Below are 24309 nucleotides of genomic sequence, written 5' to 3'. Positions count from 1 at the left end.
TGGTCAGATTAAGGCTTTTTTCAAGCCCCCGCCTTTAGGCGTGGGGTTTCTGACTAACCTACTTCTCATGCCATTATGTTTCCTATCTAACCTAAGAGCATGGCACACAGGGCAAAGAGTTCTTAGATTTGACGCATGGTTGCTGCCACCAGATGACAAAGGTTTTATATGATCTATATGAGCAACTTTAAGTTCAATTTCACCCATGCACAACCCGTTCTTTTTTGGAGGTGCATCCCTTGGGCTAGTACAGATACCGCTAGAGCGCTTGTAAATGCGATCGCGGGTGAGTTGCCATTGTTCTGGCGGCTGGCGTTTCCACCAAAAAACCGGAAGGTTGGGATGCTGACGACGTTGCTTGATTTGTAGATATAATAACTCAGTTGACATGACGTGACGAAACTTGACTTAACACAACATGAGGTAACGAAACGGAAGGTGACGGAACTCGACTTAACGAGACTTGACGAAACAAATATTTAAAACAGTGAACAGTACCAGCCGCAGTGACGCCAGCGCGGTGGTAGGGATTTAAACCCGCCACCAACGCTTTCCACGCTCTTGGTGGGGGACTTAAACATACGCGGATGAAACTGATAACTGATAACTGGTAACTGTTAAACAATACTGAACTCTTTTACTTCAAACCTTCCGTAACCAATGCTTTGTCTTCCATCGCCTACACCGACTAAGGTTCCAGCATTGATAATAGCCGTCTCTAACGATTTCCTATCAACAACTACAGAATCCCAAAGAATCGTAAACTTGCAGCACCACCCTGGCTTGACAGCAACACGGTAGCGGATATTCCTAGCCTTGGTTGACGGATTACGCACCCCAATCACCTCGACGTAGCTATCAGGTAGCTTCTCGGTTTTGATGGTTCCTGCCTCAATAACTTGAGGAGGATTTGGCAACTTAATTTGTCCATTCTTATTGCAGATGTAAATTTGGTCATCCATAACTTGTAAGGTGCTGGCAATGTCTGCGAGTAAGTTCCCCTTCCCCCGCTTAACAGTTTTGCCCCCATATTTAATGCAACCAAAAAAGTAGGTAGGTAGCAGAAATAACTGACGCTCTTCGTCCATTAAAGCTGTCCTTTCCCACTCAGAAGGATTGTTACCAGGAACACCATCTTTCTCCTTCGGCTCTAACGGCAGTGCGTCGATTCCAAAATGGTGAATGGCAAGTGTTCGGGTTCCCACAACCGTAATTTTTGCTTGGAGGATATTTGCCATATTCAGATAGCGGGCGGTTCAGGTGACTTCCACATTGGTCTATTGGGTTACTTTTCAGCAAGTTCGTCTTGCGGCGAAACTACCGCATTGAAAACCATTGTTAAAGTTACACTTGGCATGAGTCGCCGCAGGGTTTGCAAGTGAGCTAGAGCATCATTGCGGCGGCGGAAACGAGTAATAATTTGGTGCTGCATATTAGGGAAATGACGAATCACACACCAAGGATTTAGCTTCTCAACGTAGGTCACAAATTCCTCCTTCTATTGCTTGTGGTTTAGTTATTTGGTCTTGAATCAACATTTTTTAGATAAAAACCACCTTACTGTGAAAGTGGGTAGCAAAAAAATGTCAAAATGATATTGCAATTTGCTGACTTTTGACTTTCTACTTACCCCGCTCAAAGAAACAGAGTTGCTTCAAGAGTTCTTGAGGAATGTCATCGAAGTGTTCTAGCAGAAAGTCCATAAGCGCAAGATGGCGTAAATCAGAGGGCATGGGAGAGCGGTAGTGGCGACCTTTTGAAAACCACCGCCGAACAGTAGAAAGTGAACGAGAGCAAATTTGGGCTAGAGCCTCTTGATTAACGTCCCATTTGGCATAAAAATTCTTGGGAGTCATTCCTAGTTGACAGTGGCTGTAAAAAGCGATTAAGTCTTGCTCTCTTGTTTGCAAAGGACGAGGTTTGGTCATAACACTGGCTCCATTTCCAGTGGTTCTAAATCCTCTTCCCAGGCGATATCTGCAAGTGTCCAAGCAGCACTGGGGCTGTCTTGGCTCAACCAAATGAGATAGCACCATGTCCAGGAACAACGCTGGGGAGCAAAGCTGTAAAATCTACCGTATACAGTTCCCCAGTCGCTATCAGAACCAACCCAACGCAGCTTGTCACCGTACAGAAAACGAGGTATCTTCGCTGTATCAGGAAAATCGACGGGTAAATCAACAGACGCAGGAGAAAATTTTTGGTTGATTGCGCTCTGCGCAGTGCCTCCGGCAATCGCACTTAGATAATTAGCAATCACTTCAGCATCGATGCTCTCGGTTAATTGGGAAATCAACAATGCAGCTAAACTTTCTTGTTCTTGCTCTTGACAATAATTACTGAGTTTTGCCAATAATTCAGTAATACTAAAATCATCCAAGGCTTGTAGATAGCCTAATTGTTCATTGGTTTCGTGACAAAGAGGTTTTAGCATACTTTCCAAATCACTCCGTCTGTATGAGTGAGTTTGCTGAATCTATTACCTCCATCAAACCCCAATGGTGTGAGCTGCTCAATGTTGCCAGAACTGGCAGTTGCTGGCGGTATTACAATCATTCAATTTTTCTCCTGAAAGGTTTGAAAATGCGTTCTTTAAGCCACTACTGAAATGTTGGCAGCAGAAATATTCCCCATTAGCGAGGAATGCCAGAACTAGCAGTGGTGAACTTTTGCGGTTATGGTAATAAGATACCCCATATGGGATATTTAATGCAAATAATCCGTTAATCCTAAGTATCCCATTTTTTACAACTGGGGCTGAAAATGGGTAATCTGGGATAAGTATTGCATTGGCATTAAATACCGCAGTGAGTAAACCAGAAAAGAAAGATGAACCAGTCGCAACGTTGAAAGTCACTTTTCCTAGCAGAGAGCTAAGGGACAAGTTCAAAGCTACTTGCGCCTTAAACGGAAAAAATATGAATGAAGCGATTATTGAATTTGTCCAGCAATATGTTGAACACGGTGGGAGTTCCTCATCTAAGGGGGCTGCATGAACATTGCTCAAGTTGACCCGCTTACATTGCCGTCACTGCCGCTGGATGAGCCATCATATCCAAAAAAGAAAAACCCCTCGACTAAACGCAAGGAGGACAAATGACCAACGCAGAACCACCTAGTAGCAGACTCAACCGACTAGAAGCAATTCTTTCTGATACAGCAGAATTGGTGCTGGCTCATGATGAAGCCCTCAACCGCATTGAGGGAGCGCTAGAGCAACTTACGAGCCGCATAGACGCATTAACATCTGCGACTGCTCAAAATAGCCAGCGAATTGAGCAGATTCTTGAGTATCTGTTTCGAGAAAGACCGAATGGGAGGGAATGAAAATGACACAAGGAAAGTTAGAAGTAACAATAAAAATCAACGAACTACCCCAAGGCAAGACCGTAGAAAACGGGTGGCAGCAATTCCAAATTGACTGCGATGGACGCATTATTCGCATCACGGTTAAACCAAAAGTCTGGAAGAAACTTACCGACGCTCAGGCGGATTACACCCAGTGGGTAGCTGCCATTACGGGGAAGATCGGCGATACAACAGAAAATGGCTTTGTGCTACTTGAGCCGAACATCCAAGTTTTTGAGCGCAAGCCCAAGGCAGAGGCAGCTGCTGCAACGTAACTAGGAGGGCGATCCACAGTTAATACAACAGATATTTTTTAATTTTGGCAACGCCGCTTTGGCATCATTATTGCCGCAAATGAAGTATACACCCCTGAATGCTCTATGCGGATCTGGAAATACTGGCATTTTCAAGATCTCCGGATCAGAGTCGCAGGATCAAAAAGAAAATGTTGTCCCTTTGGGATAATTCAGCAACTTCTTGAAATGTATGCACGCATTCGGTGATACTCCGAATGCCGTGATCAAACCTTTGATTGAGTTTTATGATGTAACGAACACAAGGTAAAAAAACTATGGGCAACAAAAAAGAATATTTTGATAAATACGTACCAATTCGGATGTCAAAATCCGATGCTGAGTTCCTAGACAAAATTGCTGCGGAGCAGAACAGAAGCCGTGCTGATGTCGTGCGCGCTTTAATTGGCTACATACGTGAGTTTTCTTTATTAGTTATTTAACTTTTTAGCAATTTTTACTATGACTATATCAAGAAAATTAGGTCAAGCAATTTCTATAGAATCATCATCAGAACAAGTAATTGTACTTATTCCTATCCCTTGGAATGAAATTATCAAGGAATTATTTTTACGCCCCATTGATCGGATGGCGGCTCAAATCGCGAAAAAAGAAAAAACTCGGTAGTCCCTTGCATCCTGTTGGAAAGCTTTGTTTCTCCCTTTCCCCCTGCGGAAACCAGAACCACCAAGAATTCTAAAATAACTATTCTCACATTAACAAAGCTTTTCAAAAAAGGTAAATAAGCAACGGGCTACCCAATAAATATTATTGGGAGCAATTATGTCACGAAACAGCAAGACTCCCCTCGGTACTACTCGAAGGAAGTCTGTCAAGAAAATATCTAACACCATTATATTCTATAATCCGGCTCTAAACAAGGATTATCAAAGGCTTTTAGCATCATTTAAGGCGATTGGCTCCGCTACTGCCCCTTGGACAATCGCCAAAAACAAGAGCGATGGAGGTGCAGCATAATGCATACCACCTCATCACGACCAATTCCCACCCGTCGCCACAATCCTTGCCAAATTTGTGGTGACATTAAAGGTAAATGCCGAGAGGCTGGGGACTTGCTGCTTTGCATGAACATTACGGATGCATACAGCGCCCCTTCTGAATTTAAATTTTTAGGACTGACAAAAAACTCGCTTTGGGGAAAATTCGTTGTCCGTAATAAGCAGGAAATTTCTTTTGAGGAACGCTCAGAACGCAGACGGCAACGGGAAGCAACTAAAAAGGCAGAGCAAGAAGCACGGGCTAAAACTGCATTATCGCTCTCTGAGCGTGATCAGGCAACCAGAACGTTACACAAGCACCTAGGTTTAAGCACTAAGCACCGTCAGGAGTTGCAAAACCGTGGTCTGAATGACGCTACTATTGATGCTGGATACTTCTTTTCTGTAGCTCCTGGTGATGATCTCCCCTTTGGTATTCCTGCCAACTACCCAGGTGCAAAAAACGGCAAATTATCAGTAGCTGGTACTGGCTTTGCTTGCCCTGCCTGGTCCGTTAATGGTGAGGTTATTGGATGGCAACTGCGGCTAGATGATGCCACAGATAACAAGTACAGATGGGCTAAAGGTAATGTATCATCTCATTTGGCTAATGGTGAATTACCGATTACTGTAGTTCGACCATCTGAACTGAAGCATCAATGGTTGGCTGAGGCTGAGGGCATTCTCAAGCCTTACATCACTGCTCAAAAGTTGGGTGCAGTTTGTATTGGCGCAGCTGGTGGAAATATTACCGCATCGCCGGAGCAATTCAAGCAGGCGATCGCATCACTGGGAGTGACTGAGATTCGCGACTTCCCCGACGCTGGCGACGTATGCAACAATCAGGTAATGCATCGTCGTGTTGCCAAATACGAGTTTTACCGCTCACTGGGGTTATCCGTCAAGATTGGGTGGTGGAATCAAATTACCAAAGAGCAACGCGACATTGACGAACTGCCAACGCTTGACGGCATTCGATACATTAGCGTTGATGAGTTTTTGGCAATTGCAAGACAGCACGGCTTTAAGTTAAGCGCACGGCAAACAGTGCAACAGCGAGATGAATTCGCTGAATTCTACGCCAAACGTGTAGAAGAGTTGGAGCAGTGGGAGGAGAACTGCGATTGCCCGGAGGGCAGTGGGCTAAAGCCCAATCGCCACATCGAGTTGCAGCAGGAGGAATCTTTTAAATCCTTCTTCACCAACCGATTGGAAAAGCTGAAGAAATTTTTAAATCGTACACGACCCTTTAAGGGCTTTGTGCAACAGCGAGTTGCACAAAATAAACCTGGGTCTGGAATTATTGAATTCACTAAAAGCGATCACCTTGCCACAATTCAAGCGCTCGCACAACAAGCCGCATCTGAAAACAAACGGCTGATTGTTTTGGATTCTTCTGAAGGTGGCACGGGTAAATCCCATCTGGCAGGTGAACTCACTCCGCAAGCGCTGGGAGTTAACAAAATATTTTACACCTCACCAAGCCACCGTAACCCCACAGTTGCTTCTATTGAGCAAAATTATACGGATTTGCCAGTTAGACACGACGGTCTGGTCAGCGATGACACGCAATTAACCCCATTGGGGAATCCCTATGTACGTTGGGCGAAGCCAGGCGAAGAACCCAATGTACAGGGCAATTGCTCAAAAGCTCATCAGTTCCAGACGTTCGGGGAAAAGGGATACAAAGAAGAAGTTTCCGCAGAAGCTGCTCACAACTCCATCTGCAACGTGATGTGCAAATGGAAATCAAACTGCGCGGGTGCGGCATACCTGCCAACGATGCCACGGCATACCTTCCGCCAAGACCGCAGAAACGCACTGGCTAGCGACAGAATCCGCTGCAACTTGGATTCGTTGCCCGATATCGCTAAAATGCAAGGCAATCCCGAAGACGAGAACCAGGAGCCAAATCGGGTTGCTGTCGTTGTAGACGAGTTTACACAATTTCGTGGGTACAGTGAAACTCAAGCGAATTTATCGGATTTCGATAACGCTTGGATGTACTTCAAATCGCAAGTACATCAAGCTGAAACCAGGATAAAGCAGCTGACAGACCAGCAAAAACACCTTCAAGCACAAATCGACATCAAACTGGCGCAAAGTGAGAAACTTGAGACACAACTCGAAGCTATCACCACACAACAGCATTTAGACTTGGGACGACTCACCGCTAACAATAACACCGAATTGGTGCAACAATTGGAAAGTGAGATCGCGCGGTTGGATGCTGAAGCTGGCGAGTTAATACAAAACGTTCTCCAGATTTCAGAAGAGATAGACGCAGTTAAGAAGAACACCGAGTTATTACCTGGTGCGATCGCTGCATTAGAACCAGTTATATTCGCTTTACGCTCCATCTTAAACGGGGAACATGATATCACCTCAGAAACACGCTACGGATGGAATGAGGCGGCTGTACGTGGCTTATTGGGTGATTTAACAGGGTTAGAGCAACACCTGGCTGTTATCCGGGCATTCAACCCAAAATTAGCGGCATTGTTAAAGGAATCGGATTCTGTAACTTTAGATGGGATGTCTACTGAAGACCGCAAGGGCTGCGCTCCTATACTGAAAGCTACCCGTAAGCTGATGCAGCGGGAAGTGAATAAGGAGAACAGAGAAGCTCTAGCCAATATGCCCAGCAACTGCATAGTTCCGTTACTAGAAATTTTGCTTGGCGAGAAGCAAGGGAGCTTCCGGATTGCATACAAAGACTTAACTATCTTCACTCGCGACGACCGCCACCGCAATCAACTTAAGCAAGCAGATTTTACACTGATTCTTGACGGCACATTAACACGCGAATCATTAGCACAGGCTTTGGACGTTGATCCAAGTGAGATTGTGGTCATCCGTCAAAAGCGCTCTAGTCACGCGAATCTAAAAATTGTCCAAGTTACGGGCATGGGGCTGCTTGGTCGTGACCGTAGCGAAAGCATGAAGCAGCGAGTAAAAGCTATTACAAATGCAATTCTTGAGCAGCACGGTGAAGAGAATGTAGGGGTCATCGACCACGCTGCCTGCATTGGCAGTACAGCTGAGGAGGCAGAAAGTGGCTACTGGTTCCACGATAACCGTGGGTCTAATGCGTTCCAGAATAAGACCGCATTGTTGACATTCGGGACTCCATTCTCAAATATTGGACAATTGCAGCTAGAGTATACCACGCTAACAGGCGATCGTAACCCAAGTAAAGACAATGCCCAATTTGCAGCTTTTGTTCAGGAGCGGGTACAAAGTGAAGTTGCTCAGTGCGGCTGGCGGCTAAGAAGTTCTCGGCGAGAAGGTGAGCAGCTGATCTGGTACGTGGTTACTGACGAAAATTTGTCTTACTTGGGCGAATACTTCCCAGATTCTGAATTAGAAATCCGATGTGCTTTCCAACTTACCCCTGAAGCAGGCAGTGTTGGCGAACAAACTTATTGGACAATTTTACAAGCATCCAAGCAGTTGACCGACGCAGGACAGAAGTTGACCACTGGGGCGATCGCTCAAATAGTAGGTTGCAACCGAAGTCGGATTTCCCAAATAGCCAAGGACGTAGTGGGGGGGTTCGCCGCTTTTCAGAGGGTGTTAGTTTTCCTATTAAAGTCACTATATAGGAGAACTAACACCCCTGTGAGTGACGGAGAAACGCTCTCTGAGGATGAGTTGTTCGCAGCGAAGACCTACCTACCGCTAACACTAGAGGAAAATGCGTCAACGCCAGAGGAAGGCATCAAAGAGGTACTTTCTACAGCCCAAACACTAGGAGAGGAAAGCTTCCGTCGCGTCTTGGCTTTATTGCGATGGGAAGACAGAGCGCTACTGCTGACGCAGATGGTTGCGGTTCTTCCTGTTGAACTTCAAGAAGATTTTTTGAAACTTGGAAAACTACTAGAAGAGCAGGTGGCTTCGCAGGCGATCGCCACAGCATAAAACCACATAAAAATTTACCCCTAGCGAGATAGGGGCAGTTTCGCCATACATATTTTTTGATTTAATCATGAAGTTACGCGATTATCAGCACCAAGCAATCAGAGATACTTATCAGTTCTTCCGGTCCGGATTAAAATCAATCCTGATCTACAGTCCTACGGGTAGCGGCAAAACGGTTATCGCTTCAAGGATGATCGCAGATGCTGTAGCCAGAGGACGACGTGTTTTGTTCTTGGTTCACCGTACCAAATTAATTGACCAGACCGCCGCCACTTTAAAAAACGTATACGGGATTGAGTGCGGGGTCATCTGGGCTGATGTTCCTCCCAATCCCGACGCACCTGTACAGATAGCTATGGTGCAAACTATCCAAAATCGAGACTTACCACCCGATATCGGCTTGGTAGTGATTGACGAAACACACACCACTGCATATTACCAAATCATTCAAAAAGTGATGACAACTTACAGCGGTGGAGTTGTGCCGCTGTCGCCGTGCTACTTCATTGGTTTGTCGGCAACCCCTTGGCGTACAAAGAAAAAAGAAGGATACTGCCAGTTCTTTCAAGCCACCGTTCGCGCTCCGCACCCCGAAGATCTAATAAAAATGGGTCACCTGGCTTATGCTAGACATTTCGGATGGAACGGTTTGATTGACTTCTCACAATTAGATACTGGCGCAGACGGCGACTACACCCAAGCGTCAATGCAAAAAGCTTGTGATCCAGAATTTAACGCTCTTGTGGTGCGACGCTTTATGGAATTATGTCCTGAACGTAAAACTATAGCCTTCTGTTCTGGTGTCCAGCAAGCTTATGATTTAGCCGCCCAATTCAACGATGCAGGTATCGTTAGTGAGGTCGTTGTCGGGTCAACTTCTGAAGATAGCAGAAACGCTATTTACCATCGTTTCAAAAGTGGTGAGACACAGTTAATCAGTAGTGTTTCTTGCCTCTGTGAAGGATTCGACGAGACAAGTTGTGACGCAGCCATCATTGCTCGACCCACCAAAAGCCGAGCGCTCATGGTGCAGATGGCAGGACGTGCTTTGAGGCTGCACCCTGGTAAGCAAGACGCATTACTGCTCGATTTTTGCGAGAACTTTAGACGGTTAGGCGTCCCGACCAAAGCTTACCCCACACCCCTCTGCCCCTCGGATAAACAGGAGCCGTTTATCCCTACAAAAGAGTGTCCGGAGTGCCATGCTGCTGTTCCTCAGTTCGCAAAAGTATGTCCCGAATGTGGTTATGAGTTTTCGCAAGGCGAGGAGCCAGAGCAAGAGGGTGGGAGCAATTTCATTTTTGGCGAAATTTTAACAGACGACCAAAAAAAACAGTGTAGTTACCTGCGGCAGCAACTACAAAAAGCCTTCAAAGCGAATCGTGATATTGGGCGTGTAAGCTGGTTGTTCTGGCGCAAATACAACTATATGCCGCCACTGCACTGGTATCGCGATGCTATTTTTAGACGAGGGAAATCAGTACATGAGAAGCAGCGGCAGGCTGACCAAGAAACCTACAAGAAGTTTTTGAAGGAGAATCGCCCTAATGCCCCCAAAGGATGGATTGCCGATATGTTGCGCCGTGAATTCGGATGCGACAAGTACTACAATTTACAGCCAATTGAATGGTGGAAGGTACTGGGTATGGATGCGACTACTACTAACTGGGACGTAATTAAGCAAGCCTACCAGAATAAGATCGCCTTCGCTGATGCTTACGAGGCGGCACTGCTCAACTTCTGTCTTCTGGAGGCAAGAAGTTTTTGCAATGTGATGAGTATTAAAGGCGTTTAGACTTGATAGATGTATTAAAGTAAGCGTATTTCTAAAATTTTTAGAAACTCAAAAGAAACCAACTATGATCTCTCCTGCACATATTTCCAAGTTTAATGGCGCAAAAAGCAATGGTCCCAAATCACCAAAGGGGAAACAGATCACAAGATTGAACGCTACCAAACACGGGCTCAGGGCAATACACCCACCGACTGTGGGTGACGACGCCTTAATTTTTCAGCGCTTTGTGCAGGATCTAATTATTGAATTTGACCCGCAGACCACCACTGACACCATGCTGGTTGAACAGGTAGCGATGGCTCGGTTGCGGCTTTATCGACTGTGGGCAACGGAATCAGCGCTAGCCCAGAGTGCTCTAACACCAGAGCCTCCAAAAAAACCACCGACACTAGCAAAGTATTTTTATTACGAAGGTGACAGCGATGAAAATCAAAGCAGTAGGACAATATTTCATCCCGAGAATCGAGTGCTTGAGCGAAATCTCACACTACCGTTGCTCTCTGAGCTAGAAAGTTACTATGAGATAGCCAAAAATGTAAAAAAAAGCTATTTCTTAACAGATTGGCACGAGTGGTTAGAATCAACAGAAAAAACAGTAAACAATTTTCTAAGCAACCACCCATATAAAAAAATTTCTGTCAACCCCCTATACTACCCCACTGTAAACGAATACATCAAAGCAAGCCTTGATTTTGAGAAGCGTGAACAAGAAAAGCGGTCTTTTTACGGAGAAGTTCTTTATTTCAAGGGGTTGTTACTCGTTGCCAAGCAAAACTGCGCTTCAGGACAGTACCCCAAAAATAAAAACCAACTACACTGGTCAGCTCTTGGCTCTGGTATCTCAAGAATGAAGGAGATGTGCGAAACAAGGCTCACAGAGCTAAAGCAAATCGACCAGGAAATACAGCAAGCTGAAGGAGAACACGCGCAAGCGATCGCCGAGTATGAAGAATTGATTCGGCGATCGCAAGCCATTCCACCGCAAATTGAGCTACTGACTCGCTATGAGAAACATATAAATCGCACTTTGTACAACGCCCTAGACCGATTAAAAGTGCGACAGCAAGCGGTGTCCATGGGGTCGTTCGGTCAAAAAGGCGAATAGGAAACTGTGGAGTGATTATAAGCTAAAGTCTATAACTGAGTACTGGCAAGGCTTAGAAACCGATATTGGGATTCCAATATCGTCTCTAATCCTTGAAATAGACGGGTTTGGAGATGAGCAATCAACTTGGGTTCATCCAGAGATTGCGATAGATCTTGGAGCGTGGGTATCTGTCCCCGGACGCATCTGGGTGAATCGTGCGATTGCCTTTGGCACTGCCCTTTGGGCAATCGCCCGATTTATTCTTCACCAACAACACTTTTTTTTAAACCTGTGGTTGCAATCAAAGTTTCAACCGATGTTTTTGGGGATGACCTTACCATCTGGGGCGATGCACAGATAGCCAGCTACTCTAAATCAGAAAGGTAGCATAGCGGTCTATCAGATTCTTTTTCTAAGTTCTGGGCGTATTCTGATTCATTTTCACAAAGCTGTCCGTTTTGTAACCTATCGTACGGACACACGCATTTACCTACTTGCGGGTAGCGATACGCTGTTTTTTGATCTGGATATTTTTTGCTTGTATCAGTTAATGGTTCTTGGCAAGAACTTAAACCGATGAAAGCAACGAAAAACACATACATGGTAAGTTTTTTCATGGTTTATCAATGTTTTTCTTTGAAAAAATTTTATACCGTCGTATTCCGACAAGCATTAGTAAATATGCGGTTTCTAAAACCCCACGCCTGGTTGATGACCAAGGACCAAGGACCAATGATGGCATTAAGACTGATGAAAGGTATTTGCAAGCAGAAGTCATCGACGATTTACTAGCTTATTTTGGGGGTGAAGCGAACAAGTTCCGCAAGCCAGCGGCGAAAGATGCGATCGCCTTCTTTGCAGAGTATGGTGGGTTTATCCCCTACATTTACTACGAGCTGGACGAATTAGAACAGGCTTCGGACTCGAAAGTCATCCCTATTATCAAACCCAAGGCAGAAGCTCCCTTGCTTAATGGAGCGAAGATAAGTATTAATATAGATTGGGAGCAGTATAAGCGAGACGCCGAATACTCAAAGAGCCACCCGTTACCTCGTCGCGTTATTCCCCTTGGTGTTGGGGTAGAAGTGTTTGGATTACCGGGGTTTGAAAAGAAGCGCGGGAGGTATTTGCTGAGTCAGACCAATGCAGGTGAAGCTGTTGGCAAACCCGAAAGGTCTATCCGCGAATTTTTGGCTTCAAAAGGGTTGAAAGCTTCGCTGGGTAAGCCATTTGAATCCGCGACATTTGCTGTCGAAAACGCCCAAAAGCCGATTGTTGGTATCCCGACTGAAATAGCGAACCTCTACTGGATTCACCAGTTGTCAAAAGGTAACTTGCAGGCGATCGCACTTGGGTGAATTTCAGGAGAATTTTAAGAGCGATCGCTGCGAAGGCACAGGCGTTGCCAATCGCCTTCGCAGCAAGAATCAGGTGGGTAAATTGGTCATTGTGATTCTCGGCTAAAATAGTGATAAAAGAAAGTTACTTTAAGGAAAACGCTCTTCTTTGCCGCAAATTACTCAACATAAAGACTTGCTACCACTTGGAGAAATCATTAAAGGTATGACGGGTAAATCCTGTTGCCAAAGGATCTTGACTGATGGTAATCAACTCCGCCTTTACCTTGGAACCAGAGTTTCAAGTTCAATTGAGCCTGAACCGAATGAACAAGAGGAATGGATATTTAGCGCACAAACAACTTCTTGGAAGCTGGAATCTATGAATCAAGCAATGTCTCTTTACGAGGAGGAGGATGCGCTAGGTCTCATCGCATTTGGTCATCAAACGATAACAACGTCACAGGAAAACGCAGCGAACATTAACGAGAAAATTCGTGTGTTGGAAGGAACCTATCTAATAGGTTTAGATTTCCCATATTCTACCTTTGATCTCTCATTCACTTTTGACCCTCAGCCCGAACTAACTTTTGAACACCAGTCCTCACTCACTTTTTCTCTGAAATATCGCCTCACTCTGATGCCAGACTTGGAAAGGTCTGATTTAGCGTACTGGGAACTGATTACTCCCAATCAGATGCTTCTTAAGTTTGGATCTGATGCCACTTGGTCTTATACAGCGTTGCAGTCATAATAGACAGAAAACAACCAATTTTTATAGTTAAGATGATTTCATCCTAACTATGAATATCTGAACAACAATTCATATGTGACGCGACATTTGCACACAACTGCAACGGCACACGGTTGTACCTGAGTTTCTGCGGCTAATTGCACGGTAATAGCACTAAGGTTGCTGTAGTCCAGATAACAAAGTGGCATACGCTTTGCGTAAGCATCAGATATGAACATGAAGCAAGCAATAGACACGCGATAAAACCTCAGGTGAGGTAGATTACGAAAAACTATGGGATTGGGCGATCGCATTAACCGAGTCATTAAAGCAAACTTGAATGACATCTCCGGCAATTTCAACCGGACAGAAGGAGCAATGTTTCTTGCAGTCGGAGGTGTAGCGGGTGCAGGAATTTCTGCTACGGTTGGCAATATGGGGCTAGCGGCTTGCGGTACAGCAGTTGGAATTTATGCGCCTCATTTGATAACTGCGGGGTCGGTTGTTGGGGCTGCTGCTTATGGAGTCAAAAAGGGGCTAGATAATCAAGATCCTATGGCAGTGGGTGCAGGCACTTTCGGTGCAATAGCAGGTGCAGCGGTTCATGCAACAGTCGGTAATATGGGGCTAGCGGCTTGCGGTACAGCAGTTGGCATTTATGCGGGTCATGTGATAGCTGCGGGGTCTGTAATAGGATTAAGTGTCTACGGTTTGTCAAGGCTATTGGATAGCAATGAGATTGACAATTCAAACATGGAAACCCTTGACAGGGTAAAACTTAGTATCCAGCAAACTAAAGAGCGTTTAGAATCGCAGTGCAAACACGCTGAAAATGAAGCGCAGGTATGGCATAAAATCGCTAAACAAGTATTAGAACAAGGTCGCCAAGACTTGGCAGTAGGCGCTTTACATCGTTGGAATGCTTATCAACAAATAGCTAAGAGTTTGAAAACGCAGATTTCAGAATGTCGGCTACTCCAGCAAAATTTTCTCTAGAGAACAGAACTTTCACATTGGTCTTAATCATTCGATTTTCCCGTATTTTCTGGACATTCTAGTATAAATTTTGCAGCAGCGACTACTTGGATGCCTAAGCCAAGAAGTTCCCTCCTCACTGACGCAGCCAAACCCTAAGATTAAGCTATCGGCTTCTTGCCGTACTTCTCAAACAAATCATTCAAAGCCTCAGCCAACAGACCTTGAACAGTTGTATCTTGCTCCAGCGCTAGTTGTCTTAGCTGTCGTGACACTGCTGGGTCAAAATGACCTGCGATCGCCTTCTTCCCCTGCCTGCTAGGTGGTGGCTTTGGCGTCTCGACCTGCTGCACCTGTTGTGGCTTTGGTTCGGGTGCTGTTGGCTTGCCTGATACTTCTTGCAAAGCCGCTGCTAGATTCGTTTTTTTAGCCATAGTTGTTGATGTGTATACAAGTTTATATGTCTACATTTTAAGTTGTTTACACATCCACTTGTAAAGTTGTTGGATTTCTTCAGCCGCTTTCCCTTCTGGTTCGTACTCCTGTGCAGTCAATCCTGTAGTTAATGAATGAACGAAAGCAGCGCGTTGTCCCACTTTTATCGGAGCAACTGTTACGCCATAAGAGGCGATCGCCTCAACTGCTTCATCAGCCAAAGACCCGCGAGGAGGAACAGCGTTTAAAACAACCGTTGCTGTTTTCTTCGCCAAGTTAACTAAATCAATCGTGTCACTAATAGCGCGTAGGTCGAGAATTGCTGGACGACAGGGAATCAAAATCAGGTCAGCAGCACGGATAGCAGCTAGGGCGGCTGTCTCTGAATGCGGTGCTGTATCAATAATGGCTAGGTCCGCACCAGCGTTGGCAGCAGTTTCTAGCACTTTTGGAAGTCTGGCAGCTTGTGCTGAGACGACGGCGGGAGTTTCAGTCGTGCGACTGTCACCCCAACCTGCGGCGCTTGCTTGTGGGTCGAGGTCGATAATAGCGACCTCTTTACCCTTAATAGAGGCAGCAACGGCTAAGTGTACAGCTAGGGTCGTTTTCCCAGCGCCTCCTTTTCTTGAGACAATAGCAACTGTCTTCATGTTGAGAAAAATACATATTAGAGTGTATACACGTTAAGGTGTATACGTGTAGATAATATCAGCTTAAGCTGTCGGAATTATAGGATACAAACCCGACAGTTAATCTTCCCACGCTCCTCATTCTTTCGTGAACCCAATCCTCAACTTATCAATCACTTTTTGACCCTCCACGCAAAAGCGCCATTTCAGCCGATATTGATAATTCCTGCCTGCTTATGATATCGCTGATATCACCGATGACAGCTATCTTTGATGTGCAGTTGATAGCAGGGTGAGCAGCGATGTCACAGTCGCCTATGGTCCGGTGTCGGGTTCCTCAGGAATGATGTGAGCAGATTAAGCAAATAGCATCTGCTACTGGAAAAAAAGAAGCGGATGTGTCCGTGAGGCTTTGGAACAGTACTTGGGTGAGGTTAGCCCTGGTGCGGTTAAGAGTGTTCTGGCTAACCATTCGGAGCGAATAGCCAAGGTAGAGTCAGGCGTTGGCATCACTAGGGAGACTGGCGCTTTAGCTAATGTTCGGAGTTCGGCGCTTATACAGGCAAGCTCAAGTGCACCGCTTTTGCTTCTTGCAGTGCTTTATATGCCCAGCTTTCCTTGTATCCTAAGTGCTTGGCAAGATACCGCCAATCACCCAGACTCAGATGTGGTGCTATCTCTTGCTTAAGAATGTGGAAGTATACCCACCCTGCTTTCTTACCAGTAGATTCTTGTATCTCTACAGCTGCGTAGATGGCGTCTAGTCCCTCCTGTGTGCAATCGAGGTCTATGGCAATGATTTCACCGTGGTCACGTTTGGCAATGCGATCGCCCCCTTCACCACCTTGACCCTGCTCCCACTCAAAATTAAACCGACAGCTGGGGCAGGTGGACAGATGCACGGTACGAATTGCTCCCTTGGCATCTAGAAACTTCTTGATGGGCTTTGCTTGCTCGTGAGACAGCGGTGTGAAGACATGACTGCAATTAGGACATTGTTGTGTATATCTCGTCGGGCGTAACGACACAGGGTCAAGACTCCATTCTCTCGACTCATCTGGCAACCCATGAGAGTGCCAATTATCACTGTGATCAATGATGATGCAATGGTCTTTACCGTCTGCCGGACGCAACCCACGCCCGACCATCTGCAACCACAGGCTAAGAGACATAGTGGGACGCACACATTGCACAGCCTCTATACCTGGAACGTCAAAACCTTCTGTAAACACGCCTACGTTGCTCAAGACGGTTGTCTCCCGGTTTTTAAAGCGCTCGATGATGCAGGAGCGATCGCTGTCCGGAGTCGTTCCATCAATATGTTCTGCCTTGTACCCATCTCTACAAAATAGTTTGACCATCTCTTTTGAGTGCGCCACAGATACCGCGAACACGATAGTTTGCTTGCCTTTGGCGTATTTCTCCCACACGGGTACAACATCGCCAATGAGCGCCATTGCTCGATCTTCTAGCTGTGCCTGGTTAAAATCACCACCTGTCTTGCTTATTCCTCCGGTTGAAATGGCTTTAGCTCCGTACAAGCGGAACTTGCACAGATGCCCCAAGTCAATCAATTCTCTGGTAGAAATGCCCGTTACAAGCTTGTCAAAAAGCCACTTGAAACCCTGACCATCAGTGCGACATGGTGTGGCAGTTACCCCCAAGATGTAAGCATCTGGGTAGTATTCTATGAGGTCAGCGTAAGATTTACTACTGGCGTGGTGGCTCTCGTCAAGTATTAGTAAACCGATATTTGGACGATTTTTTCGACGGTTGAGCGATTGAATGCTGGCAACTTGAATGTCTTTGTGATACTCAGTAGGATAGCCAGCTTTGATCACACCACACTCTAAAGAAGCGATCGCCTCCAGCTTCTCCTTGGCTTGAATTATTAACTCTTGTCTGTGTGCCACCACTAGCGCACCTTCTCCTTGTTCCAAGAAGCTACGGGCGATATGTGCAAAGATAATCGTCTTGCCGCCTCCTGTGCTTAACTGCGCCATGACACGGCGGCTACCTTCTGCCCATGCCGCAAACACTTTGTTGATTAAGTCTTGCTGGTAATTTCTAAGTTGATATTCCATTATCGTTCATCTTGTAAACGTTGATATAGATAGTTAGGATGATTTCAAACATATATTTAGTTTTGCTTTTTCCCTATGCTGCACTTTGCATATTTGTCGATGCCCTTGGAAGTTTTCAAAGGATTTCATGGTAGTTATAAACTTATCTAACTAATGTAATTAACTGTATAGCCAACGTCAATAGTCAACTAAAAATCGTCTTTTATATAACTTTAACAAGTAACTATATAGCGGTTCTCGTTTGAGTGAAATACAAGATGTGGGAAAATAGTGAAAGTCAATCTTCAAGTACATCATGGGATGAAAGCATACTCCACTGACCTTCGCAAAAAAGTGATTGATGCGTATAAAAATCAAGAAGGTTCTCAAAGAAATCTGGGAGAAAGATGAGCGTGTGAGTTTAACGTTTATCCAGAAGCTAGTGAAGCGATATCGAATTAGCGGGACAGTTGAGCCGAAGGCACACGGTGGGGCTAATACGGCTAAACTCAACAATGAATAGATGGCATTGATAGTGGCTTTGGTGCAAGAAGATAATGATGCAATTTTGGTGGAGTTGTGCTCCCGATTAGAGGAGCAAACAGGTATCAAAGTTAGCCGCTCCACAATGGGCAGAATTATCCAAAAGTTGAATCTGACGCGCAAAAAAAACATTGCACACAACTGAAAAATACACAGAACGGGTACAAAAACTAAGAGCAGAGTATTGGACAACAATTGGCTCAGTAAACCTAAAAGACTTGGTGTTTATTGATGTGGTTATGCAACAGCAACTTTATATTGAGGAATTTCCGGGAAAATTACAAGCCCGGTAGATAAGGCAGAATCTACTGGGCATGACCAACTAATAATTGAAGTTAGCAGACTGCAAAGAGAAAATGACGAGTTGCGTCAACAGTTAACTAATTTAGAAGCCCGCGCTAGGCAACCTAAACCAAAACTAGTACATCCAAATTATCAGAAAGTGCGATCGCATTCTGGCACTGCGAAGAGTGCGATCGCTTGTCCTCAACAAATTGAAACTTGGGGGACAATCCGCAGCCGCGAAGGCAATTGACCTATTTATTAAGGAACTGGAAAAACAAAACGAATGACCAATCAACGATGCTCAACCTGTAGTACTTTGGCTTGCCGCAATGGTACACGTAAAGGTAGGCAGCAGTGGTATTGCTCCAGATGCGACTATTGGGACTTAGACAAAAAGTTACCAGAAAAAACACTCAAATGTATATACAGAGAGGCTTTGACATCGGTTTGCCTAGTTTCTTGATCTATCTGGGTTTCAAGCATTTTTGAGCCTTTGATGTATTTTCCTTGCTCTGTAAGGGTTCGAGGCTTTTTCATGCCTCAAAAATGTTTAAGTCCCGCTATTCCTTTGTAGAAGGTACCACGCCACGCAGAAGTACGCTTTTAAAGCGGAAGATTAAGCCGTAGGGGAGTGCGCCTCAAAAACAAAACCCCCAGTGTATTGCTGGGGGTTACTTTTAGCACAGTCTATGTGCAAAGCTCTGTTCTCGCAGAATGGTATTGCATCACTTTAATGGTCATTCAAATTTTTGAAATGCCATTTTGCCAAATGTGTACTCACACAAAAATGAATACTTTCAGCCACCCATTCCACGTTGTGGCTCAAAAGTGAAAGTTTGCAACCTATAACTATTGATTTTTAACGCCACCATTGTGTTACATACTATGTCGTTATTGTGACAAGCTCGATAAGTAAGTAGATGACTGCATAAGTTAACTTTGGTTTCCCTTATAAAAAAATATAAAAATCTTTTCTTGAGATAACCAAATCGTAACTTAATACTCTGTTTTCGTTGTCAACACGCAATTCATCGAACTTCTTAGGGTGCTATAGGAATCCTGTCTGATTTCTGAACAGGATTTCAGATAAAGCGTTGTTAAAACGGGCTTTTCAGTCTCAGTATCTTTTCAAAAATCAAATCGGAGTCCTATATGAGTAACGATACACGTGTTCAAACAATTCTGATTCTGGCAGCAAATCCCAGCAGTACTTCACGACTCAGACTGGATGAGGAAGTCCGGGAGATAGATGAGGGATTAAGACGAGCTAATAAACGAGAGCAATTTAAGCTAGAGCAGAAGTGGGCAGTACGCCAACGGGACTTTTACAGGGCAATACTCGATCATCAGCCTCAAATCGTTCATTTTAGCGGGCACGGTGCGGGGGAAGATGGTATTGTTTTAGAAGATGAAGTGGGGCAGCCCGCACTGGTGAGCGCAGATGTCCTCGCCAGTCAGTTTGAGATATTTGCCCCCAAGGGAGTAGAGTGCGTCGTGCTTAATGCTTGTTACTCAGATGAGCAAGCACAAGCAATTCGCCAATACGTAAATTATGTAATTGGTATGAATACGGCTGTTGGAGATAAAGCAGCTCAAGCATTCGCTGTAGCATTTTATGATGCGATCGCATCTGGATACGAGGTAGAACCTGCCTACAAGCTGGGTTGCTCTCAAATGAAGAATTACATGGAGGAGCAGACTCCGGTTCTACTAAAGAAGGATTTACTGAGTGTCCCGCCAGCGTTCCTTACAAAAGTAATTCCTCCCAACCCTTACCAGGGATTGGCTGCTTTTGGAGAAGAAGATGCACCCTTCTTTTTTGGACGGGAGACTTTTGTTAATGGATTATTTGAGGCAGTTCACAAACAACCTTTAGTAGCAGTTATCGGTCCTAGTGGAAGTGGTAAATCTTCTGTGATATTTGCCGGACTCGTTCCCAAATTACGAGAACAAGGAAGTTGGTTAATTGAAACTTTTCGTCCCGGCAATCAGCCATTTTACCAGCTAGCCTCTGCTTTGGTGCGTTTATTAGAACCAGAACTTGGTGTAACCGGGCAACTCAGAGAAGCTGCTGGATTGGCAAGCGATATACAACAGGGTAGGGTCGCGTTAGAGCAAGTCATCTCTCGCATTACAGAACGTAATTTTGACAAACATTTTTTATTAATAGCAGACCAGTTTGAAGAACTCTATACCCTTTGCCAGAATAAACACGAACAGGAACACTTTGCTAATGTGTTGTTAGAAGCGATTACCAAAGCGGCTGTAGCAGAGCCAAACACCACCAAAAATTTTACGCTGGTTTTCACTTTGCGGGCTGATTTTTACGGTCACGTCTTGTCGTACCGTCCGTTCTCAGATGTCTTACAGCAGTTTGCACCTCAGTTGCTAAGTTCTATGAGTCGGGAGGAATTACAAACAGCAATCGAGCAACCAGCACAAAAATCAGAAGTGCAACTAGAAGCAAAACTCACTCAACGCATTCTAGATGATGTCGGTCAAGAGCCTGGTAATTTACCATTACTGGAATTTGCTCTGACGCGATTGTGGTCATTGCAGCAAAACCGTATGCTGACTCACTCCGCATACGATGAGATTGGAGGAGTCAAAAAGGCATTAGCGAATCATGCCGAACACATATACAATCATAAACTTAATGAAGAACAGCAAAAGCAAGCACAATATATTTTTCTGCAATTGGTACGTCCGGGGGAAGGAACGGAGGATACCAGGCGAATTGCTACTCGTGCAGAAGTTGGGGAAAACAATTGGGGATTAGTTAGTTATTTAGCAGGATACGAAGCTCGTTTGGTTGTAACGGGACGTAACGAGCAATCTTGTGAGGAAACAGTAGAAGTTGTCCATGAAGCGCTGATTCGAGAATGGGAAACTTTAAAGACATGGATGAAGGACAACCGTCAGTTTCGTGCTTGGCAAGAGCAACTTAGAGCAGCAATACACCAATGGAATCAGACAAAAGAAGATCCAGGGGCTTTGTTGCGAGGTGCGCCACTAGCTGTGGCTCGAGAATGGCTGCAACAACGACGAAATGACTTAACCCAAACCGAGCAAGACTTTATCCAACAGGGGATTGATTTGAGCGATCGCTTGCACAAGGAAGAGGAAGAACGAAGACAACTGGAATTAGAAACCGCACAAAAATTAGCAGAGGCGTCAGAAAGAAGACGTAAAGCTGCTCAAATGACGACCAGAGTTGCTATGCTGGCAACAATCTTGGTAAGTGGAATAGCTATTTTTGCTTTTACTCAATGGAAAGAAGCCAACAAACTATACGCAAATGCTCAACTTCAAACGCTAAATCAAGGAGCGGCATATGCAAATAGAGAAGCTGCAGATGCTTTTGCTTTAAATCGCAAAAATGCTCGTTCCCTCCAATTAGCAGCTTTAATCAAAAGTTTAAAAGCAGCAGGACAATTAAAAAAAGCCGAACAGTTGGGTTTAACGGAGCAAGATAGTAAAATTCAGACTGTAGCCAACTTACGACAAATAGTTTTAAGTTACAACGAGACGGGACAAAATCAAAAGCATAACAAGGAAGTTATTGATGTCGATTTCAGTTCCAACAATCATATAATAGCTTCTTCAGGTAGGGATAACACTGGAAAACTTTGGCGGCGTGATGGCAGCTTAATAACTACCCTCACCGATCATAAAGATTGGGTTATTGGTGTTAGCTTTGACCCAAAAAACAGTCAGATACTAGCTTCTGCCAGTTCTGACAAAACTGTAAAAATTTGGCAATTGAGCCGCTCTATTGCTAAGTTAATAAGAACTATCAAGCACGATAATGAAGTTGCTGGTGTTAGTATGAATCGCAATGCTCACGTAGTCTCTGCTAGCGGTAAGAGTGTGTACTTACGGCGACTTGACGGGAGTTTGATTGCTACTTATAAAGATACGAATGAAGTTTATCACGTAAGTTTTAGTCCTGACGGTAAGATGATTGCCCTTGCTAGTGGTAAGGATGTAAAGTTGTGGCAACCATATAACAAGTCGATTGCTGCTTTCAGTGGACATAGTGATTCAGTTATTCGTGTCAGTTTTAGCCCTGATGGTAATACTATTGCCTCTGCAAGTGCTGACAAAACTGTAAAACTATGGAAGCTTGATGGCAATTCAAGAACCCTTATAGGTCATGAAAATAGGGTTCTTGGTGTTAGTTTTAGCTCTGATGGTAATACTATTGCCTCCGCTAGCGCTGACGGAACTGTTAGACTGTGGCGACAAAGTGATGGAAAGTTGGTCAGTATCCTTAAAGGACATAATGGTATCGTTACTGATGTTAGTTTTAGCCCAGATCAGAAAACTATTGCTTCAACAGGTTTTGATAAAACTGTAAGGCTATGGGGTAATAATGAAGAGTTGAATAATCTTGACCATTGGTTTAACCGGGCTTGTATTCGTCTATTGCAAGAACAAAAAAATAGCACTGATGTAAATACCAATGATAAGAGTCTTTGTGACAATACCTCTGCATATTTACGTTGATCCGGAGACTTGCGCCTGGAGACAACAGGCTTACTTTTTTCCGTTTTAGGGGTAGTGTTAGGGTCGGTGTCACCAAGTGCCAACTTCCCAAATAAAGTTCCGAATCAACTTTTAGAATCGGCACTTCGCACGAGTTGTGGTAATGGAACAGATTTTTTACTCTGAAGCTTAAGCTTCTTTAGACGCAAGGTTCCGACTCTAATACAAACCGGAACTTTTTGACTCTAAGAGCAGATCTGAAATTCAAAGGACTCAAATCTATCTAACCCAAGTTGCTAGTTATTGATTCAGGCGAGCGCAAAGATAATAAAATCCCCTCCAGGAAGAAAAACGGAGGGGAATTATGTTAAATGAAACAATTGCTGTCTATGCTATCATTGACGATTTGCTGAAAGCGATTGGGCATCATGAAGATTGTCGTCGAGAGCGCTAGTGAATGCAGAAATCATTACAACGGTAATTATCGCTGCCATGTTCTTTAACGGTAATCATGAGTATTGCTTGTAACTATATGAAAGACTATAATTTCATTCCAAGTATGTTGGAAAAGTCACGCTTTAATCGACGATTGCACGGTATATCAATGCTGATGAACGATTTGTTTCATCAAATGGGAATGATACTAAAGGAAATTAGTGATTGTACGGAATATCTTTTAGACTCCTGCACCTGTGCCAATCTGCGATAATATCCGTATCTTCAATGTGAAATTAGTCAAATCAGAGGATTACAGGGGTTACATAGCATCAAAAAAACGCTATTTCTACGGGGTTCGAGTTCAGTTATTAACGACTAAAAATGGTATACGAGCGTGAGTTTGTATTCATGCCTGGTAGTGCTTCTGATGTACGTGCGCCCTCATGCTTTACCATTAAATTTGCCGCCTGGGAGTGAAGTGTATACTGATTCTGCGTACACTGATTATACTACGGAGGATGACCTTCAACAAACAAGTCAAATTGCTTTAAAAGTGATGCGGAAGAAGAACTCTAAACGCAAAGATGAGGCATGGAATCAATACATTAAACAATGTACTCGACAAAACAAAAGAAACTGTGTTTAGTTCTATCACTTGTGTTTTCCCCAAATCGATTCATGCGGTCACTTATGATGGGTTTCTACTGAAGGTAGAAGCATTTATTTTTGCTTTTACTCGACCACATGCATTTTTCTAATAAGTTAGATTTAATACTTTTACTTCAGTTAAAACTCTTTATTGGAACTAACTCTAAGTGACGCTTGCGCGTTCGCGCAGCGTGTCCCCTTCGGGACTCAGCGCAAGCGCTAAATTGGCATTCGCGATGCTCAACAAGGGAGTCCGTCTGATTGATGCGATCGCATCAATTTCAGAGTGCGAA

The 24309-nt window shown here is 44.4% G+C and carries 28 protein-coding genes; 18 read left to right on the top strand and 10 right to left on the bottom strand.

The features are described 5' to 3' along the window. Nucleotides 1-3: 3 nt before the first annotated feature. The 6 genes from ACM0OZ_RS32900 to ACM0OZ_RS32875 all read right to left on the bottom strand — a co-directional run bounded on the left by ACM0OZ_RS32900 (nucleotide 4) and on the right by ACM0OZ_RS32875 (nucleotide 2556). The gene (locus tag ACM0OZ_RS32900; protein ID WP_414587041.1) at nucleotides 4-390 is read right to left on the bottom strand and encodes an HNH endonuclease; all 387 of its coding nucleotides are present in this window, start codon (nucleotides 388-390) and stop codon (nucleotides 4-6) included. Nucleotides 391-617: 227 nt separating this feature from the next. Next, entirely contained in the window at nucleotides 618-1238 is a 621-nt protein-coding gene (locus ACM0OZ_RS32895) for a hypothetical protein (RefSeq protein WP_414587040.1), read from the bottom strand. A 47-nt stretch (nucleotides 1239-1285) separates the two neighbouring features. Then, nucleotides 1286-1486, bottom strand: a complete 201-nt coding sequence (locus ACM0OZ_RS32890; protein WP_414587038.1) for a hypothetical protein — start codon at nucleotides 1484-1486, stop codon at nucleotides 1286-1288. Nucleotides 1487-1622: 136 nt separating this feature from the next. Further along, the gene (locus tag ACM0OZ_RS32885) at nucleotides 1623-1928 is read right to left on the bottom strand and encodes a helix-turn-helix domain-containing protein (RefSeq protein WP_414587036.1); all 306 of its coding nucleotides are present in this window, start codon (nucleotides 1926-1928) and stop codon (nucleotides 1623-1625) included. Continuing rightward, the gene (locus tag ACM0OZ_RS32880; RefSeq protein ID WP_414587035.1) at nucleotides 1925-2434 is read right to left on the bottom strand and encodes a hypothetical protein; all 510 of its coding nucleotides are present in this window, start codon (nucleotides 2432-2434) and stop codon (nucleotides 1925-1927) included. Before ACM0OZ_RS32880 ends, ACM0OZ_RS32885 begins: the two co-directional genes overlap by 4 nt. Further along, complete coding sequence (locus tag ACM0OZ_RS32875) at nucleotides 2428-2556, bottom strand: hypothetical protein (RefSeq protein ID WP_414587034.1); 129 nt, start codon at nucleotides 2554-2556, stop codon at nucleotides 2428-2430. The genes ACM0OZ_RS32880 and ACM0OZ_RS32875 overlap by 7 nt, the downstream gene beginning before the upstream one ends. Before the next feature lie 251 nt (nucleotides 2557-2807). Here ACM0OZ_RS32875 and ACM0OZ_RS32870 point away from each other — a divergent pair, with 251 nt between their 5' ends. From ACM0OZ_RS32870 to ACM0OZ_RS32825, 10 genes are all read left to right on the top strand, one after another. After that, nucleotides 2808-2996: a copy number control protein gene (locus ACM0OZ_RS32870; RefSeq protein ID WP_414587033.1), complete on the top strand. Its 189-nt coding sequence runs from the start codon at nucleotides 2808-2810 to the stop codon at nucleotides 2994-2996. 100 nt (nucleotides 2997-3096) lie between these two features. Further along, on the top strand, nucleotides 3097-3327 hold the full coding sequence (locus tag ACM0OZ_RS32865; RefSeq protein WP_414587032.1) for a hypothetical protein: 231 nt from the start codon (nucleotides 3097-3099) through the stop codon (nucleotides 3325-3327). Nucleotides 3328-3329: 2 nt separating this feature from the next. Continuing rightward, a complete protein-coding gene (locus tag ACM0OZ_RS32860; RefSeq protein ID WP_414587031.1) occupies nucleotides 3330-3623 on the top strand; it encodes a fertility inhibition FinO-like protein in 294 nt (97 codons plus the stop codon). Nucleotides 3624-3919: 296 nt separating this feature from the next. Continuing rightward, nucleotides 3920-4084 (top strand): ribbon-helix-helix protein, CopG family, encoded by a 165-nt coding sequence (locus tag ACM0OZ_RS32855; protein WP_414587030.1) that lies wholly within the window; start codon nucleotides 3920-3922, stop codon nucleotides 4082-4084. 19 nt (nucleotides 4085-4103) lie between these two features. Further along, nucleotides 4104-4268, top strand: a complete 165-nt coding sequence (locus ACM0OZ_RS32850; protein ID WP_414587029.1) for a hypothetical protein — start codon at nucleotides 4104-4106, stop codon at nucleotides 4266-4268. Nucleotides 4269-4424: 156 nt separating this feature from the next. Beyond that, entirely contained in the window at nucleotides 4425-4619 is a 195-nt protein-coding gene (locus tag ACM0OZ_RS32845) for a hypothetical protein (protein WP_414587028.1), read from the top strand. Then, complete coding sequence (locus ACM0OZ_RS32840) at nucleotides 4619-8560, top strand: hypothetical protein (RefSeq protein WP_414587027.1); 3942 nt, start codon at nucleotides 4619-4621, stop codon at nucleotides 8558-8560. The genes ACM0OZ_RS32845 and ACM0OZ_RS32840 overlap by 1 nt, the downstream gene beginning before the upstream one ends. 67 nt (nucleotides 8561-8627) lie before the next feature. Further along, on the top strand, nucleotides 8628-10355 hold the full coding sequence (locus tag ACM0OZ_RS32835) for a DEAD/DEAH box helicase (protein ID WP_414587026.1): 1728 nt from the start codon (nucleotides 8628-8630) through the stop codon (nucleotides 10353-10355). 64 nt (nucleotides 10356-10419) lie between these two features. Continuing rightward, entirely contained in the window at nucleotides 10420-11460 is a 1041-nt protein-coding gene (locus ACM0OZ_RS32830; RefSeq protein WP_414587025.1) for a hypothetical protein, read from the top strand. 4 nt (nucleotides 11461-11464) lie between these two features. Further along, nucleotides 11465-11803 (top strand): KilA-N domain-containing protein, encoded by a 339-nt coding sequence (locus tag ACM0OZ_RS32825; protein WP_414587044.1) that lies wholly within the window; start codon nucleotides 11465-11467, stop codon nucleotides 11801-11803. 4 nt (nucleotides 11804-11807) lie between these two features. Here the strand turns inward: ACM0OZ_RS32825 and ACM0OZ_RS32820 are convergent, their stop codons facing one another. Next, nucleotides 11808-12059: a hypothetical protein gene (locus ACM0OZ_RS32820; RefSeq protein ID WP_414587024.1), complete on the bottom strand. Its 252-nt coding sequence runs from the start codon at nucleotides 12057-12059 to the stop codon at nucleotides 11808-11810. A gap of 9 nt (nucleotides 12060-12068) precedes the next feature. Here ACM0OZ_RS32820 and ACM0OZ_RS32815 point away from each other — a divergent pair, with 9 nt between their 5' ends. From ACM0OZ_RS32815 to ACM0OZ_RS32805, 3 genes are all read left to right on the top strand, one after another. Then, nucleotides 12069-12800, top strand: coding sequence for a hypothetical protein (locus ACM0OZ_RS32815; protein WP_414587022.1), 732 nt, complete (start codon nucleotides 12069-12071; stop codon nucleotides 12798-12800). 148 nt (nucleotides 12801-12948) lie between these two features. Further along, complete coding sequence (locus ACM0OZ_RS32810; RefSeq protein WP_414587021.1) at nucleotides 12949-13533, top strand: hypothetical protein; 585 nt, start codon at nucleotides 12949-12951, stop codon at nucleotides 13531-13533. 273 nt (nucleotides 13534-13806) lie between these two features. Then, nucleotides 13807-14508, top strand: coding sequence for a PspA/IM30 family protein (locus ACM0OZ_RS32805; protein WP_414587020.1), 702 nt, complete (start codon nucleotides 13807-13809; stop codon nucleotides 14506-14508). A 140-nt stretch (nucleotides 14509-14648) separates the two neighbouring features. Here ACM0OZ_RS32805 and ACM0OZ_RS32800 read toward each other — a convergent pair whose 3' ends face one another. From ACM0OZ_RS32800 to ACM0OZ_RS32790, 3 genes are all read right to left on the bottom strand, one after another. Continuing rightward, entirely contained in the window at nucleotides 14649-14921 is a 273-nt protein-coding gene (locus ACM0OZ_RS32800; protein ID WP_414587019.1) for a ribbon-helix-helix domain-containing protein, read from the bottom strand. A gap of 30 nt (nucleotides 14922-14951) precedes the next feature. Then, nucleotides 14952-15572: a ParA family partition ATPase gene (parA, locus tag ACM0OZ_RS32795; protein ID WP_414587018.1), complete on the bottom strand. Its 621-nt coding sequence runs from the start codon at nucleotides 15570-15572 to the stop codon at nucleotides 14952-14954. A gap of 533 nt (nucleotides 15573-16105) precedes the next feature. Then, nucleotides 16106-17635: a DEAD/DEAH box helicase gene (locus ACM0OZ_RS32790; RefSeq protein ID WP_414587017.1), complete on the bottom strand. Its 1530-nt coding sequence runs from the start codon at nucleotides 17633-17635 to the stop codon at nucleotides 16106-16108. A gap of 340 nt (nucleotides 17636-17975) precedes the next feature. On the opposite strand from ACM0OZ_RS32790, the gene ACM0OZ_RS32785 reads away from it, so the two are divergent. The 5 genes from ACM0OZ_RS32785 to ACM0OZ_RS32765 all read left to right on the top strand — a co-directional run bounded on the left by ACM0OZ_RS32785 (nucleotide 17976) and on the right by ACM0OZ_RS32765 (nucleotide 22951). Beyond that, nucleotides 17976-18137 (top strand): hypothetical protein, encoded by a 162-nt coding sequence (locus tag ACM0OZ_RS32785; RefSeq protein ID WP_414587015.1) that lies wholly within the window; start codon nucleotides 17976-17978, stop codon nucleotides 18135-18137. Further along, complete coding sequence (locus tag ACM0OZ_RS32780) at nucleotides 18138-18302, top strand: hypothetical protein (RefSeq protein ID WP_414587014.1); 165 nt, start codon at nucleotides 18138-18140, stop codon at nucleotides 18300-18302. Beyond that, complete coding sequence (locus ACM0OZ_RS32775) at nucleotides 18289-18450, top strand: hypothetical protein (RefSeq protein ID WP_414587013.1); 162 nt, start codon at nucleotides 18289-18291, stop codon at nucleotides 18448-18450. Before ACM0OZ_RS32780 ends, ACM0OZ_RS32775 begins: the two co-directional genes overlap by 14 nt. Nucleotides 18451-18521: 71 nt before the next feature. Beyond that, a complete protein-coding gene (locus ACM0OZ_RS32770) occupies nucleotides 18522-18692 on the top strand; it encodes a hypothetical protein (protein WP_414587012.1) in 171 nt (56 codons plus the stop codon). 902 nt (nucleotides 18693-19594) lie between these two features. After that, the gene (locus ACM0OZ_RS32765; RefSeq protein ID WP_414587011.1) at nucleotides 19595-22951 is read left to right on the top strand and encodes a CHAT domain-containing protein; all 3357 of its coding nucleotides are present in this window, start codon (nucleotides 19595-19597) and stop codon (nucleotides 22949-22951) included. Nucleotides 22952-24309: the final 1358 nt, after the last annotated feature.

The organism is Scytonema sp. PCC 10023 (assembly GCF_963920835.1).
In the GTDB taxonomy this organism is placed as follows: domain Bacteria; phylum Cyanobacteriota; class Cyanobacteriia; order Cyanobacteriales; family Nostocaceae; genus Kalymmatonema.
Note: the sequence above shows the minus strand (reverse complement) of the source record. Positions and strands in the feature narration are given on the sequence as shown.